Origin of the sequence: Planctomonas psychrotolerans (genome assembly GCF_008642235.1) — a bacterium.
Classification (GTDB): Bacteria; Actinomycetota; Actinomycetes; order Actinomycetales; family Microbacteriaceae; genus Planctomonas; species Planctomonas psychrotolerans.
Window position 1 is genome coordinate 2666840 of sequence record NZ_SJEV01000001.1, and the last position, 15292, is coordinate 2682131.

15 protein-coding genes are annotated in these 15292 nt (G+C 70.0%); 8 read left to right on the top strand and 7 right to left on the bottom strand.

Translation table 11 applies throughout. From position 1 onward, the window contains the following. Nucleotides 1-9: 9 nt before the first annotated feature. The 5 genes from EY822_RS12290 to EY822_RS12310 are packed head-to-tail and all read left to right on the top strand — an operon-like array spanning nt 10 to nt 5648. A complete protein-coding gene (locus EY822_RS12290) occupies nt 10-1554 on the top strand; it encodes an aldehyde dehydrogenase family protein (protein ID WP_150308515.1) in 1545 nt (514 codons plus the stop codon). Beyond that, nucleotides 1551-2414: an aldehyde dehydrogenase family protein gene (locus EY822_RS12295; protein WP_150308516.1), complete on the top strand. Its 864-nt coding sequence runs from the start codon at nt 1551-1553 to the stop codon at nt 2412-2414. The genes EY822_RS12290 and EY822_RS12295 overlap by 4 nt, the downstream gene beginning before the upstream one ends. Nucleotides 2415-2424: 10 nt before the next feature. Beyond that, nucleotides 2425-3063 (top strand): GrpB family protein, encoded by a 639-nt coding sequence (locus tag EY822_RS12300; protein WP_150308517.1) that lies wholly within the window; start codon nt 2425-2427, stop codon nt 3061-3063. A 48-nt stretch (nt 3064-3111) separates the two neighbouring features. Further along, the gene (locus tag EY822_RS12305; RefSeq protein ID WP_150308518.1) at nt 3112-4650 is read left to right on the top strand and encodes an SDR family oxidoreductase; all 1539 of its coding nucleotides are present in this window, start codon (nt 3112-3114) and stop codon (nt 4648-4650) included. A gap of 32 nt (nt 4651-4682) precedes the next feature. Continuing rightward, nucleotides 4683-5648, top strand: a complete 966-nt coding sequence (locus EY822_RS12310; protein ID WP_227497256.1) for a CAP domain-containing protein — start codon at nt 4683-4685, stop codon at nt 5646-5648. Here the strand turns inward: EY822_RS12310 and EY822_RS12315 are convergent. Continuing rightward, nucleotides 5645-6358, bottom strand: a complete 714-nt coding sequence (locus EY822_RS12315; protein ID WP_150308520.1) for a phosphoribosyltransferase — start codon at nt 6356-6358, stop codon at nt 5645-5647. The genes EY822_RS12310 and EY822_RS12315 overlap by 4 nt on opposite strands. Before the next feature lie 254 nt (nt 6359-6612). On the opposite strand from EY822_RS12315, the gene EY822_RS12320 reads away from it, so the two are divergent. Further along, entirely contained in the window at nt 6613-7380 is a 768-nt protein-coding gene (locus EY822_RS12320) for a GDSL-type esterase/lipase family protein (protein ID WP_150308521.1), read from the top strand. Here the strand turns inward: EY822_RS12320 and EY822_RS12325 are convergent. Continuing rightward, nucleotides 7377-7916 (bottom strand): O-acetyl-ADP-ribose deacetylase, encoded by a 540-nt coding sequence (locus tag EY822_RS12325; RefSeq protein ID WP_150308522.1) that lies wholly within the window; start codon nt 7914-7916, stop codon nt 7377-7379. The genes EY822_RS12320 and EY822_RS12325 overlap by 4 nt on opposite strands. A 69-nt stretch (nt 7917-7985) precedes the next feature. Next, nucleotides 7986-8912 carry a homocysteine S-methyltransferase gene (gene mmuM, locus EY822_RS12330; protein ID WP_150308523.1) on the bottom strand — a complete coding sequence of 309 codons (927 nt, stop codon included), beginning with the start codon at nt 8910-8912 and terminating at the stop codon, nt 7986-7988. Nucleotides 8913-8949: 37 nt separating this feature from the next. On the opposite strand from mmuM, the gene EY822_RS12335 reads away from it, so the two are divergent. Together EY822_RS12335 and EY822_RS12340 are read left to right on the top strand one after the other, a co-directional pair. Beyond that, nucleotides 8950-11061, top strand: coding sequence for a S9 family peptidase (locus EY822_RS12335; RefSeq protein ID WP_227497257.1), 2112 nt, complete (start codon nt 8950-8952; stop codon nt 11059-11061). 46 nt (nt 11062-11107) lie between these two features. Next, entirely contained in the window at nt 11108-11443 is a 336-nt protein-coding gene (locus tag EY822_RS12340; RefSeq protein ID WP_150308933.1) for a DUF6804 family protein, read from the top strand. Nucleotides 11444-11495: 52 nt separating this feature from the next. On the opposite strand, the gene EY822_RS12345 is transcribed toward EY822_RS12340, so the two are convergent. From EY822_RS12345 to EY822_RS12360, 4 genes are all read right to left on the bottom strand, one after another. Further along, complete coding sequence (locus EY822_RS12345; RefSeq protein ID WP_227497258.1) at nt 11496-12200, bottom strand: alpha/beta hydrolase; 705 nt, start codon at nt 12198-12200, stop codon at nt 11496-11498. A gap of 121 nt (nt 12201-12321) precedes the next feature. After that, on the bottom strand, nt 12322-13365 hold the full coding sequence (locus EY822_RS12350) for a glutathione S-transferase family protein (RefSeq protein ID WP_150308525.1): 1044 nt from the start codon (nt 13363-13365) through the stop codon (nt 12322-12324). Nucleotides 13366-13409: 44 nt separating this feature from the next. Further along, on the bottom strand, nt 13410-13769 hold the full coding sequence (locus EY822_RS12355) for a TFIIB-type zinc ribbon-containing protein (protein WP_150308526.1): 360 nt from the start codon (nt 13767-13769) through the stop codon (nt 13410-13412). Between the two features lie 134 nt (nt 13770-13903). Further along, nucleotides 13904-14923, bottom strand: a complete 1020-nt coding sequence (locus EY822_RS12360) for a diacylglycerol/lipid kinase family protein (protein WP_150308527.1) — start codon at nt 14921-14923, stop codon at nt 13904-13906. Between the last annotated feature and the right edge of the window lie 369 nt (nt 14924-15292).

Here is a 15292-nt window from a genome sequence, read left to right on the forward strand (position 1 = left end):
TCCCGCACCATGACCTTCCTGAACTACGCACCGGCGCCCGAGTCGACCGCCATCCTCGACCTGCGCCCTTCCTACGGACTCTTCATCGACGGCGCATTCGTAGACGGACACGGCGCTCCGCTCACCACCATCTCGCCCGCCACCGAGAAGCCGATCGCGGAGATCGCCACGGCCGACGCGCACGACGTCGACCTGGCCGTCGCCGCCGCCCGCCGCGCATACGACACCACGTGGTCGCGGATGAGCGGTGCGGACCGCGGCAAGTACCTGTTCCGCATCGCCCGGCTCGTGCAGGAGCGCGCCCGCGAACTCGCGGTGGCCGAGAGCCTCGACAACGGGAAGCCGATCAAGGAGACCCGCGACGTCGACGTGCCGCTCGTCGCCGCCTGGTTCTTCTACTACGCCGGCTGGGCCGACAAGCTCGACTACGCCGGCCTCGGCCCCTCGCCCCGTTCGCTCGGAGTGGCGGCCCAGGTCATCCCGTGGAACTTCCCGCTGCTCATGCTCGCGTGGAAGATCGCGCCCGCGCTCGCCGCCGGCAACACCGTCGTGCTCAAGTCCGCGGAGTCCACACCGCTCACCGCGCTGCTCTTCGCGGAGATCCTCCAGCAGGCCGAACTGCCGGACGGCGTGGTGAACATCCTCTCCGGCGCCGGAGACACCGGATCGCTGCTCGTGAACCACGACGACGTCGACAAGGTGGCCTTCACCGGCTCCACCAAGGTGGGGCGGGAGATCGCCCGGTCAACCGCGGGTACCGGCAAGAAGCTGACGCTCGAGCTCGGCGGCAAGGGCGCGAACATCGTCTTCGACGACGCCCCCATCGACCAGGCCATCGAGGGCATCGTCACCGGCATCTTCTTCAACCAGGGCCAGGTCTGCTGTGCGGGGTCGCGGCTGCTGGTGCAGGAGAACGTGCACGACGAGGTGGTGGAGCGCCTGAAGGAGCGCCTCCGCACCCTGCGCGTCGGCGACCCGCTCGACAAGAACACCGACGTGGGCGCGATCAACTCCGCCGCGCAGCTGAAGCGCATCACGGAGCTCAGCGCCGTGGGCGAGGACGAGGGCGCCGATCGGTGGAGCCCCGAGTGCGCCCTGCCGGACGCCGGATTCTGGTTCGCTCCGACCATCTTCACCAATGTGTCCACGAGCCACCGCATCGCGCGCGACGAGATCTTCGGTCCCGTGCTGTCGGTGCTCACCTTCCGCACGCCCGACGAGGCGATCACAAAGGCCAACAATTCGCCCTACGGACTGTCGGCGGGCATCTGGACGGACAAGGGCAGCCGCATCCTCGCCGTGGCCGACAAGCTCCGTGCCGGCGTGGTGTGGGCGAACACCTTCAACAGGTTCGATCCCGCCAGCCCGTTCGGCGGGTACAAGGAGAGCGGATACGGCCGCGAGGGCGGCAGGCACGGACTGGCGGCGTATCTCGCCCCCTCCCGCGCCGACGCGACCGTGCGCTCGACCGTGCCGGCGGTGGCGCGGACACAGGCGGAGCCGATGGCGGCACCGGAACCGGTGGTCGAGACGACGAACGAGGACACGAAGTGAGCCGGCTGACCATTCCGAAGACCTACAAGCTGTACATCGGCGGCAAGTTCCCGCGCAGCGAGTCCGGGCGCGTGTACGAGGTCGCGACCCGAGGAGGCGACTTTTTGGCCAACGCCGCCAAGGCATCCCGCAAGGACGCCCGCGACGCCGTGGTGGCCGCCCGAAGCGCCGTCTCGGGGTGGGCCGGAACGAGCGGCTACAACCGCGGGCAGGTGCTGTACCGCATCGCCGAACTGCTCGAAGGGCGCTCCGCCCAGTTCGTGGCCGAGATCATGCGGGTCGAGGGTGCGTCCGAGAGTGCCGCCGTCGCCCAGGTCGACAAGGCCATCGACCGCTGGGTGTGGTACGCCGGGTGGTCCGACAAGTACGCCCAGGTGACGGGCAGCAGCAACCCGGTCGCCGGACCGTACTTCAACCTCTCGGTGCCCGAGCCCACCGGTGTCGTCGCCATCGTCGCACCGCAGGGGGAGGGGTCGCTGCTCGGGTTCGTGGGCGCGGTGGCTCCCGCCCTCGTGGCGGGCAACACCGTCATCGTTCTCGCGTCGGAGCGCTACCCGCTGTCGGCGATCAGCCTTAGCGAGGTGCTGGCGACGAGCGACGTGCCTGGCGGAGTGGTCAACATCCTGACCGGGTCGCCGGCCGAGATCACGCCGTGGCTCGCCAGCCACGCCGACGTGAACGCCCTCGACCTCGTGGGTGCCGGCGCTCTCGAGTGGGTCGACCTGCAGATCGCGGCGGCCGAGACGCTGAAGCGGGTGCTTCCGCCCGAGGAGGGCCCGGATGCCGCAGCCCCGAGTCTCGACCGCATCGCCGCGTTCACCGAGACGAAGACCGTCTGGCACACCAAGGGCCTGCTGTAGGCGGATCCGAATGAGCGCCACCCACCCCCTCTGGCGGCCCTACGCGCCCGTGAGCGAGGAGAACATCCGGCGGGCACGGGTGCGCCCGGACGACGAGTCCACGTGGCAGCGACCCGTCGAAGTCGTTCCGCACTCGGCCGAGTGGGACATTTCCTACCGCCGCGTCGCGGACGCCGTCGGCGCGGCGCTCGGGGAGCGCCGCCTGGCGATCGAACACGTGGGGTCGACCGCGGTCCCGGGGCTGGCGGCGAAACCGGTGATCGACGTCGACCTGATCGTCGCGGACTCGGCGGACGAGGGCGCCTACCTTCCGGCGCTCCAGGAGGCGGGCTTCGAGCTCGTCGTGCGCGAGCCCGACTGGGAGCAGCACCGTCTCCTGCACTGGCGGGAGGTGACCACCAACCTGCACGTGTTTTCCGCGGGTGCCGCGGAGCCGCGCCGTCACATCGCCTTCCGGGACTGGCTCGCCACGCACGCCGACGATCGGCTCGCCTACGCGCGCCTGAAAGAGGAGCTGGCGAAGGAGGGCTACTCGGATGCGATGCAGTACAACAATCGCAAGGCGGCCTTGATCTACGACATCTACGAACGAATCTTCGCGGCCGACCCGGCCACCGCTCACGACCCGAGACCCCGCAGAGCGTCCTGACCGTTATCCCGCCGTGACCTCTCAGGTCGCCTCCCTACGCTGATGCTCATGACTTCTCCCCGCACCGGATCCGATCTCGCCCTCGTGACCGGCGCGACCGGGTACATCGGCGGGCGACTCGTGCCCCGGTTGCTGGCGGCCGGGTATCGCGTACGGGTCTTCGTGCGGAACCCGGGCAAGCTGCGCGACGTCCCCTGGGTCGACGAGGTGGAGGTGGTCGAGGGCGACCTCGGTGACCCCGTGTCGCTCCGAACGGCCACGGCGGGCGTCGACGTGCTCTACTACCTCGTCCACAGCATGGGCGCCAAGGGCGACTTCGAGTCGACCGAACGGTCGTCGGCGCACAACGTCGCCGCCGCCGCGGCAGCCGCCGACGTGTCCCGCATCGTCTACCTGGGCGGACTCCACCCCGACACGCCGACGCTCTCGAAGCACCTCGGCTCCCGTCGCGAGGTGGGCACCATCCTCATGGCGTCGGGCGTGCCCACCATCGCGCTGCAGGCCGGGGTGATCATCGGCTCCGGATCCACGTCGTTCGAAATGATCCGGCACCTGACCGAAGTGCTGCCGTACATGCCGGCCCCGGGGTGGGTGCGCAACCACATCCAGCCCATCGCGGTGCGGGACGTGCTGTACTACCTCGTCGCCGCGGCCGCCCTTCCGCGGGAGCTCAATCGCAGCTTCGACATCGGCGGACCCGACGTGCTGCGGTACGGGCAGATGATGAACGGCTACGCGGTGGAAGCCGGCCTCAAGCAGCGGCCGATCGCGTCCGTCCCCGTCTTCGCCCCGCGACTCGCCGCGCACTGGGTGAACGTGGTCACGCCCATCCCGCGCAGCCTCGCCGTGCCCATCATCGAGTCCCTGCAGTACGACTGCGTGGCGTTGGAGCAGGACATCCGTGACCTCGTGCCGGACCCCGAGGGCGGCCTCACCGGGTACCGGGCCTCCGTGCGGCTGGCGCTCGGCAAGGAGCGGGCGGGCGAGGTCGAGACCAGCTGGCAGAACTCCTCGGTGATGGACGCCCCGAGCGACCCGATCCCGAGCGACCCGGAGTGGGCCGGGCACACCGTGTTCACCGACGTGAAGCACCGGCGGGCCGACGCCCCGGTGGACGAACTGTGGAAGGTCATCGAGGGGATCGGCGGCGACAACGGCTGGTACTCCCTCCCGGTGGCCTGGGCCGCCCGCGGCCTGCTCGACAAGTTCATCGGCGGGGTGGGGCTCCGGCGCGGCAGGCGCAACCCGGACCGCCTGCAGGTCGGGGAGGCGCTCGACTTCTGGCGGGTCGAGACATTGGAGCGCGGCACGCTGCTGCGCCTCCGCGCCGAGATGAAGCTCCCGGGTCTCGCCTGGCTCGAATTGAGGTGCGAGCCCGACGGTTCAACGGGCTCGATGTATCACCAGCGCGCCGTTTTCTTCCCCAAAGGGCTGGGTGGGCGCCTGTACTGGATCGCCATCCTGCCTTTTCATGGCATCATCTTCACCAGCATGGCGACGAAGATCACGGCGAAGGCAGCGCGGAACGCGCGCGCCGTCGCGTCCGCCGCGACACCCGCGGCGCTGGCCGGGAGCGTTGCGGAGTGAGGGCGTGCGGAGCTGGGTTGCGGATCACTGCCGTGACGGCATTCGGTTGCCTGATCGGCGGCGCGGTCGGGGCCGGTTGGGTCGATTCCGCGAGTGCGGAGGCGGCACATGCCGCTCCCGGCGCGACGAGACCCGACGCGCCCGGTCCTGAAAGGACCGAGGAGGATGCGGTTCGGACCAAGCTCGAGGCCCTCGTGCTCCAAGCGCGTACGGGCGAGTCGCTGGAACCGCTCGCCCGCAGCACGGTGCTCGACGACATCGCCCGTGCAGGCGCCGAGCGCATGACCGTGCAGGGTGCGGCGTCGTCCGGTGAGCTGACGAGCTGGCTGCCGGACGGTGTGGAGTCGGCGGTGAACGCGGGCGTCGGGGAGTCCGCGGAACAGCTGCACACGACGTGGCTCGACTCCCCGGAGCACCGATCGGCCCTGCTCGGTGACTACACGCACGTCGGCATCGCCGCGGTCGTCGAGAACGGTCAAACCCGCGCGGTCGCGGTTTTCGCGGACTTCCCGCCCACCGCCGCGGCCGACGGTGACGCGGCCGCCGCCGCCGAACGTGGCATCACCGCGGTCGATACCGCCGAGTCCAGCATCGCCTCCGACGTTGCCACGGGGGGCGCCGGACCCGACGTTCCCGCCGGGAACGGGGGCGCTGCGACGACGGGACCGGTGACCATGGAGAATCCGATGCCGGCGGAAACGAACACCGACGCTGCCTCGTCGCCCACCGCGCTGTCCGGCACGGTGTGGACCACCGAGAGCGGGAATCGTCGTGGGTTCGTGCCCGTTCCCCGGCTGGGCGAGGCTCCGGTCCCGAGCCCCGCCGACGGGCTGTCCTCGCTGCCCGCCGCTGTGCTGACCGGCTCTCTCGCCGAGGAATCGGCAACCATGGGGGTGCGCATGGGCATGGTGGCCGTTCTCCTGCTCGCCGCATTCCTTGCGGTGCCGCGGTTCGTCCGACGCCTGCGCGGGGGAATTACCCGCGGCACCACGCGCTAGGACCCGGGCGCGTTCCCGCCGGTCCCCTCGACGGGACCGGAGGCGGGTGCGTGTTCCGCGAGAATGCGCTGCACCTCGTCGTCCGACGTCTGGTCGAATCGCGAATAGGCGCTGCCGACCGCCCAGAAGGGCTCCGGGTACCGGGCGCAGACGACCTCGTCCGCCAGGTCGCCGAGCGCGTCGCACGCCTCCCGGGACCCGACCGGCACGGCGACGACCACCCGCGCGGGCCGCCCTGCTCGAAGGGCGGTGAGCGCCGCCCGCATGGTCGCGCCGGTGGCCACCCCGTCGTCCACGACGAGCACCGTACGATCGGCGACGTCGATCGTCGACCGGTCACCGCGGTACAGGCGCTGCCGACGGTCCAGTTCCAGGGACTCCCGGGCGGCGACCCGCGCGAAGGCCTGCTCCGCGGTCTCGGCGCCCGCGCTCGCCATGCCGGCGAGCACCCGGGGATTGCGCACGGTGGAAACCGCTCCTGCTATCGCCGCGAGAGCGCCCATCGCCACCTCAGGAGAGCGCGGCATACCCACCTTCCGCACCACCAGCACGTCGAGGCTCGCGCCGAGCGCACTCGCCACCTCCGCGCCGACGGGCACGCCACCACGCGGGAGAGCGAGCACCACCAATCCGGGAACGCCGCGATAGGCGGAAAGCAGCGCGGCCAGGCGGCTCCCCGCGTCCCGCCGGTCCACGAATCTCTCGACCACCTCGCCACTTCCTCCCGCGGACGGCGCCGGGATGGGATTCACTGCCCCTGCCGACCCGCTGTTCGCACCGCGGGGACGGCATCCCGGCCCGGGGTCCCGCCGTAACCGGTACGTTCTAGGAGAACCTATTCGACGACGATACGCCGCAGGGCACCGCGGATGCGAGGAAACTGGAAGCGTCCCGCGACAGGGCGGAGGCCTCCGGTCTCCCCGGCTCGTGCGGGCGCATCGACACGACTATCGGGAGGCAGCACATGGCGAACGACAGAACGGGCACGAACGAATCCACCGTATTCCTCGGCGACAGCATCACCGAGGTGGGCCGCTGGGACGAGTGGTTCCCCGAGATGAACGCGCTGAACCTCGGCGTCGGCGGCAACACCACGGAAGACGTGATCGCGCGGCGGCAGGAGGTCATCGACGCGGAACCGCACACCGTCGTGCTGCTCATCGGTACCAACGACCTGAGCAACCGCCGGAGCGGCCCCGAGCACATCGTCCGGAACATCGAGACCATCCTCGTCACCCTGCGTCGTGACCTCCCCGGAGCCCGCCTGGTCATGCAGTCGGTGCTGCCGCGCGGGCGCGAATTCACCGATCGCGTGCACGAGATCAACGTGCACCTGCGGCAGTTCTGCCCCGTGGTGAAGGCCGAGTGGGTGGATGTGTGGCCCGCGCTCGCGATGGACGACGGTGAACTCAATCCCGAGTACACCGACGACCGTCTCCACCTCAACGAAGCGGGGTACACCGCCTGGGTCGACGTCCTGCGACCCGCCCTCGAGGGTGCGCCGCAGCACGACGCCAACGAGCGGCGTGCCGCGTCGGTGGGGAAGAGCGAGAGCAGTGACGACGAGGCACCGAGTGGCAACTCCACCGGCACCGATGCGCCGGGATCGAACGGCTCAGCCGGGACGTCGACGGCCGACGGCGCGCAGACGTCGGCGCCGACGACTGGGGGGACCGGTCTCGACGACGTCACCGGGCCGAGGGACACCGTCGACCCGAAGGAGACCGGCTAGGAGGCCGGGGCGGCGTCGGCCGCCGACGCGAATGCGCTGCGAGCCTGCTCCGAGAACAGCACGAACCGCACCAGTTCGATGCTCCCGGTCGGGATACATGCCAACTCGTCGCGGATCGTCGTGATCGCGATGCGGGCAGCGTCGTCCATCGGCCAGCCGTACACGCCCGCCGAGATCGCCGGGAACGCGATGCTCGCGGCGCCCCGGTCGAGGGCGACGCGGAGGGACTCGCGATAGGCGCTCGCGAGCAGACCGCTCCGGTCCTCCCGCTCGCTCCACACCGGCCCGACGGTATGGATGACCATTCGCGCGGCGAGTCGTCCCGCCGTCGTCGCGGCCGCGGATCCGGTCGGGAGGCCGTCCGGGAATTCGGTGGCGCGAAGCCGGCGACACTCGTCGAGGATGTCCGGTCCGCCCGCGCGGTGGATCGCCCCGTCGACGCCACCGCCGCCGAGCAGCGAATTGTTCGCGGCGTTGACGATGGCATCGACATCCTGTCCGGTGATATCTCCCCGCGTGATCTCGATCGACGTCATGCCCGAAGTCTGCCCTCATCCACCGCGTCGCGCGACCGAGGTCTCAGATCGAGGTGACGGCCCGAAATGTCAGCCCGCGTGCGTGTCGAGCACGTCCGCGATGTGGGCGATCTCCGCGGGTCCCACTCGGCAGCACCCACCGACCAGGGACGCTCCGGCAGCCAGCCATCCGTGCACCATGTCCGAGTCGAATCGCGGGTTGCCCGTCCATCGTCGGGCATCCGCGTCCCATCGCTCACCGCTGTTCGGGTAGGCGAGCAGCGGCTTGTCCGTTTCGCCGCGCGCAGCACGAAGCGCCGGTTCCACCTCGCCGGGCGAACTGCAGTTGACGCCGGCGGCCACGATCGAGGAGTTGGACGCGGCGAGGGCGAACACGTCGCGGAGTGCGTCCCCCGATCGCATCCGGCCATCGGCGATGGTGACGGAGAGCCACGCGGGCACGTCCAACCGGTCGACTTCCGCCACGAGCGCTTCGGCTTCCCGGAGGCTCGGGATCGTTTCGAGTGCGAGAAGGTCGGCTCCGGCATCGGCGAGCACGGCGAGGCGGTCCCGATGCCATCGCCGGAGTTCCGAGACGCTGAGACCGTCGTCGCCGCGATACTCGGATCCGTCGGCGAGCGTCGCGCCGTACGGGCCGACCGAGGCCGCGACCCAGCGGGGCACCCCGGGGGACTCCGTCGCCGCCGCGTCTCGGGCCTCGATCGCCAGGCGCACGCTGCGGGTGAGGAGTTCGACCGCCTGCGGCCGATCGATGCCGATCCGCTCGAAGCCGGAGAAGGACGCCTGGTAGCTGCAGCTGATCGCCACCCGTGCTCCTGCGTCGAAATACTCGCGGTGGACCGCCGCGATCTCCCCGGGCTGCTCGACGAGCAGCCGGGCCGACCACATCGCCGACGACAGGTCGTGACCGCGCGCCTCGAGCTGAGTGCCGAGGCCACCGTCGAGGGCAACGGGCGGGCTTCCCGGCGAGTCGGGGAAGTCGGGGAGTACCGGCATGATCCGACCCTATCCGTCGCCGCGATAGCGTTATTCCATGACCTCTGAAAAGCGCACCCCGTTCGCGGACGTTCAGGACTTCCTCGCGATGCCGAGGATCGACGGGCTCAGCCTGTCCCCGGATGGGCTCACCGTCGTCCTCTCGGTGAGCACGCTGAACGACAAGGGTGCTGCCTACCGTCGCGCGCTGTGGTCGGTTCCCGCCGACGGCACCGGATCCCCGCGCAGGCTCACCCGTTCGGCGAAGGGCGAGGGTGGTCCCGCGTTCAGCGCCAGTGGTGACGTGCTCTTCGTATCGGCGCGTCCGGACTCCGACGCGGATGCTGCCGAGGATGCGCCGGCACAGCTGTGGCTCCTGCCCATCGCTGGTGGGGAGGCCCGCGCGGTCACGCGGCTCGCGGGCGGGGTGGAGTCCGTGACGTCGACGGCGAGCGGGGCCGACACCGTCGTGCTGAGCGCCCCGCTGCTGCCCTCGTCCACCTCGGTCGAGGATGATGCCGCGCGGCGCACCGCTCGATCCGAGCGCAAGGTCACGGCGATCCTGCACGAGACGTATCCCGTGCGTCACTGGGATGCCGATCTCGGGCCGGATGAACCGCACCTCCTCGCGCTCGACCTGTCGGGGGTGCTGGAGGACGAGGTGCGGGTGACGGACGAGCCGGTCGACGCACCGACTGCCGCCTCGCCAGGGGACACGCCCGCCTCGTACCCCGCCCACCTGCCCCGCCCGGTGGACCTGACCCCTCATCCCGCACGCAGCGCGGACATCAGCGGCGCCGCCCTGAGTCCGGACGGGCGGATGCTTGTCGCGTCGATGGGCGTGCACGAGCGCCAGGGGACGCGAATGGTGCTCACCGCCGTCGAGGTGGCGACGGGACATCGCACCACCCTCTTCGACGAATCGCGTGTGGACTTCGAGAACCCCGTCGTGAGCCCGGACGGCGCGCGCATCGCCTTCGTGCGCACCGCATACGACACACCGGACGGGCCGGGGAACCGGGAACTCTGGGTGGCCGCCATCGACGGCGCAGAGCCCCGCCGGGTGGCGAGCGACTGGGATCGCTGGCCGAACGAGTTCGGCTTCTCCGCGGAGTCCGATGCGCTCTTCGTGGCCGCCGACCAGAACGGCCGGGGACCGCTGTTCCGCGTGCCGCTGACGGGAGGAGCGGTCGAGCAGCTCACCGACGACGACTACACCTACACGAACCTCGTGGTGCCCTCGAGCGGCGGAAGCCTGATCGCCCTGCGATCCAGCTACCTCGTGCCGAGCGAGCCCGTGCGCATCGACCTCGACTCCCGCGTCGTGTCCCGGTTGCCGTCGCCGGTACGGCGCCCCGAATCCACCGCGCGGCTGGAAGAGGTGGAGACGACCGCCGAAGACGGCGCCCGTGTGCGAGCCTGGCTCGTGCTGCCGGCCGACGCCGCAGCCGACTCGCCCGTTCCCCTCGTGCTCCGGGTGCACGGCGGACCCCTCAACAGTTGGAACGCGTGGAGCTGGCGCTGGAACCCGCTGCTGCTCGCCGAGAAGGGCTACGCCGTGCTGTTGCCCGACCCGGCCCTGAGCACGGGCTACGGACTCGATTTCATCCGGCGGGGATGGAATGCGTGGGGCGACTCACCCTTCACCGACCTGATGTCGATCACCGACGCCGCCGAGTCCCGCGCCGACATCGACGAGTCGCTCACGACCGCGATGGGCGGGTCGTTCGGTGGTTATATGGCGAACTGGATCGCCGGGCACACCGACCGCTTCCGGGCCATCGTGAGTCACGCCAGCCTCTGGGCGATGGATCAGTTCGTGCACACGACCGACTCGTCGTACTACTGGCTGCGCGAGTTCACTCCGGAAGCCCTCACCGCGAACTCGCCGCACGCGAGCGTGCACAACATCCGGACGCCGATGCTGGTGATCCACGGCGACAAGGACTACCGCGTGCCGATCGGCGAGAGCCTCCGCCTCTGGTCGGAGCTCACCGCGGCATCGGCGGACGACGCAGGCGTGAGTCCGCATCGCTTCCTGTTCTACCCCGACGAGAACCACTGGGTGCTGAAGCCGCAGAACTCCGCCGTGTGGTACGAGACCGTCTTCGCGTTCCTCGACGAGCACGTGCGCGACGCGTCCTGGCGGCGTCCGGACCTGCTCGGTTGATCACGACGGGGACGGCCCGCGGGAATGGGAGGATGAGGGTGTGACGATGACACCCGCTGCCGGCTTCACCCGACCGGCGCTGGCCCCCGGCATCCTCCTGGCGATCGTGCTGATCGCCGGCGTCGCGCTCATCGACACCGACTGGTTCATCAGCGTGCGCTTCGTCGCGACCATCCTCGCGTTGATCCTGTGTGTATTCGCGATGCGCGGGCGCACGTGGTGGGCGCTGCCGTTGCTCGCCGCGATCGCCGTGTTCTGGAACCCCATCGTCGTTCTTCCGATCGAGGGGCAGGGCTGGCAGGCCATGCATTACGCGGGGGCGCTGGTCGCGGTGGTAGCGGGTGTGCGCACGCGCGTGCCGACGGGGACGACGAGCCCTTAGAACAGGTCGGGCCTGGTCTCAGGCGGTATAACGCGCCGCGTCGGGGGCGAGGTCAGTGGAGGTCCCAGGCGGGGATGACGCGGAACGACGTCTCCTCGTTGAGTCCGCGGCGAAGGAACCGCACGACGTCGTCGAGCCCACGCGCAGCGATACGGCGGGAGACCTTCGGATACCGGAACCAACCCGTCGCGGCGCCGGGGTACTCGATCATCCGGGCGGGCACACCGGCCCGCTTCAGAGCGTCCACGCGGTCGGACGTCGACGAGAGTGCGGGATCGTGCTCCCCGGTCAGGATGAGCGCCGTGGGCAAACCGGCGGGGAACTCGGGGGGATGCGCCCGACCCGTCGGGGAGACGAGCACCTGACGGGAGATGTGGGGCCCGCTCTCCGCCCGGTTGCGGGGGGTGAGTTCCTCCACGATGTCGGCCCCCGGACCGTCACCGACCACGCCCAGGCGATCCGCCGACGCGTTCCACCCCGCCGCGTGCGCAGCGGCCCAGCGGAGCGCGGCGATCGCGGTGTCGACGCGCTCCGCCAGGGCGGAACCCGGCTCCAGTGGACTCCGCACCAGCACCACGGCGGCATCGAGATCCCGCGCCAGAGCGCTCGGCAACCAGCCCGACGTGCGGGACCCGTCGGCGGGGAACAGTACGACGAGCGGACGTCCGATCCGCTCCTTCAGCGGCACGAACACCCGCAGCAGAACCTCCCCGTGCGGTCCCTCCGCGCTGCGGTCCTCGACCCCGACGCCCGGCACCGGGGAGCCTCGGCCCCATCGGGACAGGGACGGGACCCTCTCGGTGAGGACGGTCCAGAGTCGAACCTGCGCCGGTATGCGTGCCATGGCGTTCGCGTCGTCTGCTCGCTCGCTTACCGGCTCAGATCCCGCTGCCGCCGGGGCCGTGCTCCGCGGGCACGGTCTCCCCTGCGGGTGGTGGCGGCGGCGGGGTGCCGTTCCCGAACGGACGACCCCCCAGCTCCTCGCGTCCGTGCGGCTCGAGCCAGCCGCTCGTATCGGGCCCGACGGGCAGGATGCCCGTGGGGTTGATGTCGGTGTGGGTGAGGTAGTAATGCTGCTTGATCTGAACGAAGTCGGTCGTGTCACCGAAACCCGGGGTCTGGAAGAGATCCCTGGCGTACGCCCACAGCACGGGCATCTCGCTGAGCTTGGAGCGGTTCGTCTTGAAATGGCCGTGATACACCGGATCGAACCGGGCCAGCGTCGTGAACAGCCGGACGTCCGCCTCGGTGATGGTGTCGCCCACGAGATAGCGGGACGTCGACAGCCTGTCGCTCAGCCAGTCCAGCCGGGAGAACAGCCGGTCGTAGGCGCGCTCGTACGCCTTCTGGCTGCCGGCGAACCCGCAGCGGTACACGCCGTTGTTGACGTCGCGGAACACCTTGTCGGCCACATCGTCGATCTCGTCGCGCAGGTGCTCGGGGTAGAGATCCGGTGCACCGTCGCGGTGGTACTCGCCCCATTCGGTGGAGAAATCGAGAGTGATCTGCGGGTAGTTGTTGGTCACGACCCTGCCCGACGGCACGTCCACGATCGCCGGAACGGTGATGCCGCGCGGGTAGTCCGAGAATCGCGCGAAATAGGCGTCCTGCAGACGGGGGATCCCGAGCACCGGGTCGACGCCGCCGGGGTCGAGGTCGAAGGTCCAGCTGCGGGAGTCGTGCGTGGGACCGGGCAGTCCGAGCGAGATCACGGATTCGAGCCCGAGCAAGCGACGCACGATGACCGTGCGGTTCGCCCAGGGGCAGGCTCGCGCGGCAACCAGACGGTACCGGCCGGGTTCCACGGGCCACCCGTCACGACCGTCGCGGGTGATGCGATCCTCGATGTAGTTCGTGTCGCGGGTGAACTCCTCCGCTTCGACGTACTTGCCCTGGGGTGCTCGTTCTGCCTCGCTGCTCATGCGATCAACCCTAATCGGGACCTCCGACTCGTGACCGGGGTCGGTCAGTCGAACAGGTCGCTGAGCCAGCTCTCCTTCTTCTTGCCGCGGTATCCGCCTCGGGTGTCGTACTCGCGGGAGCGGCGGTCGTAGTCGTCGCGGTCCCGCTCCCGGGGCCGTTCGCCGTACGGACGTTCGCCGTACCCGGGCACCGTGTATCGCGGGTCGGGGTACGGCGGAGGCGGAACGGCACCAGCTGCGGAGGGTCGGGGAGCGCTGGCCGCGGATTCAGCCTCGGCTCGCTCGAGAATCTTGTCGAGTTCGCCACGATCGAGCCACACCCCGCGGCACTCCGGGCAGTAGTCGATCTCGACTCCGCTGCGTTCGCTCATCACCAGGGTCGCCGAGTCGTTGGGACACTTCACGGGACGCTCCTTTCGCCGGGGAATCGATCCTATGAGGTCGCTCGAGAGGATTTCTGGACGTCGACCCGTCGACGCGGTGCGACCGGGTCTCGATCAGACGGGGTTCGGATGCGGCCTTGGTCGCTGCGGGCGGTCTATTCGTCGTCATCCGCCGGCACCCGCACCTGCAGGCCGGCCGGCTTGATCCAGGTGCGCAACGCGGTGGCGCTGCCGAACGGGTCGCCGTCGAGCTCGATGGGGTCGGGCTTGCTGAGGCGCAGCGTCAGCTCCTTGCCCCGCACGTAGTTGAGCGCCTTGACCTCCTTGGTCATCATCTTGCGACCGAGCTTCGTGCGGCGGAGCACGCCGTTCTCCCACAGGATCTTGACTCCGATCTGGATCCAGCCGATGACGTTCTCCGGCCGGAGAATGAGGATGTCGAACTCGCCGTCGTCCACGGCCGCCTCCGGAAGCAGCAGGACATTGGCCTGCAGCGAGCCGCAGTTGCCCACGATGATGGTGTGGGCCTTCACCGTGCGCACGCGGTGGTTGTCGAGGCGGTACTTCATGCGCAGCTCGTTACGGTCGGTGAGCGCCTTGCCGATGGCGCCCACGTAGGCGAGCCAGCCGACCTTCTTCTTCAGCTCCTCGTCGGTGTTCGCCAGCATCTTGGCGTCGAGCCCGAGCCCCGCCATGACGAGGTAGGCGTGCTTCGTGAGCGAGCCGTCGTCATGACGGATCTCGATCAGGCCGAGGTCCACCGGGCGGTTCTTGCCGGAGAACGCGCTGTGGATGGAGTGCTCGAGGTCATCGAGGGTGAGGTTCAGGTTGCGAGCGAGCAGGTTGCCGGTGCCGGAGGGGAGCAGCGCGAGCGTCGCTTCGCTGTCATGCACGATTTCGGCCACGGCGCGCACGGTTCCATCGCCGCCCGCCGCGATGATCATGGAGGCGCCCGCGTCGAGCGCCTTGCGGGTGGCCTCCTGACCCGGATCCTCGACGGAGGTCGGGAAGTACTGGGTGGCGGCCCACCCGGCGGCCTTCTCCTCCACCTCGACGACGGCCTTGATGGCGTCGAGGTCGACCTTGATCGGGTTGTAGATGAGGCCGGCGAAGGTCGTGGGGGAGGAGGCGCTGGCGTCGGTGCCGACGGTGGCCTGCGGGGTGGAAGTGGACATCGGCATGGATCCGTTCTGCGGCGGAGAGGCGCGGGGAGAGGTGGGGAAAGACTGCACCGCGATGGACGGGTGTCACGGGTCTCCTCGAAGCCTAGTTCGGTGCGGCACCGCGGTCGACAGGTCCGGGGTGGGCTTGACATCGTGGACCGGAGGTGACGGAGCGGAGCGCAAGGGATTCGGACGGCCCGGGCATCCGAGCGACGGTCGCGACCGCCCGGAGCGCGATCCGCGTCACGTCGGCTCCATCGGTGCGGTAAACTGGGCGAGCGCGGGGGACCCTCATCATCATCTCGACCCGAGAAAGCTCAGGTTGCTCGAGATCGGGGTGTTTCCCCTCAGACCCGCACTGTGCATCGCCGCAACGCGGGT

Coding starts and splice junctions, on each gene's coding strand:
- EY822_RS12290 (WP_150308515.1), top strand. CDS start 10: ATGACCTTCCTGAACTACGCACCGGCGCCCGAGTCGACCGCCATCCTC.
- EY822_RS12300 (WP_150308517.1), top strand. CDS start 2,425: ATGAGCGCCACCCACCCCCTCTGGCGGCCCTACGCGCCCGTGAGCGAG.
- EY822_RS12305 (WP_150308518.1), top strand. CDS start 3,112: ATGACTTCTCCCCGCACCGGATCCGATCTCGCCCTCGTGACCGGCGCG.
- EY822_RS12320 (WP_150308521.1), top strand. CDS start 6,613: ATGGCGAACGACAGAACGGGCACGAACGAATCCACCGTATTCCTCGGC.
- EY822_RS12325 (WP_150308522.1), bottom strand. CDS start 7,916: ATGACGTCGATCGAGATCACGCGGGGAGATATCACCGGACAGGATGTC.
- mmuM (WP_150308523.1), bottom strand. CDS start 8,912: ATGCCGGTACTCCCCGACTTCCCCGACTCGCCGGGAAGCCCGCCCGTT.
- EY822_RS12335 (WP_227497257.1), top strand. CDS start 8,950: ATGACCTCTGAAAAGCGCACCCCGTTCGCGGACGTTCAGGACTTCCTC.
- EY822_RS12340 (WP_150308933.1), top strand. CDS start 11,108: ATGACACCCGCTGCCGGCTTCACCCGACCGGCGCTGGCCCCCGGCATC.
- EY822_RS12350 (WP_150308525.1), bottom strand. CDS start 13,365: ATGAGCAGCGAGGCAGAACGAGCACCCCAGGGCAAGTACGTCGAAGCG.
- EY822_RS12360 (WP_150308527.1), bottom strand. CDS start 14,923: ATGTCCACTTCCACCCCGCAGGCCACCGTCGGCACCGACGCCAGCGCC.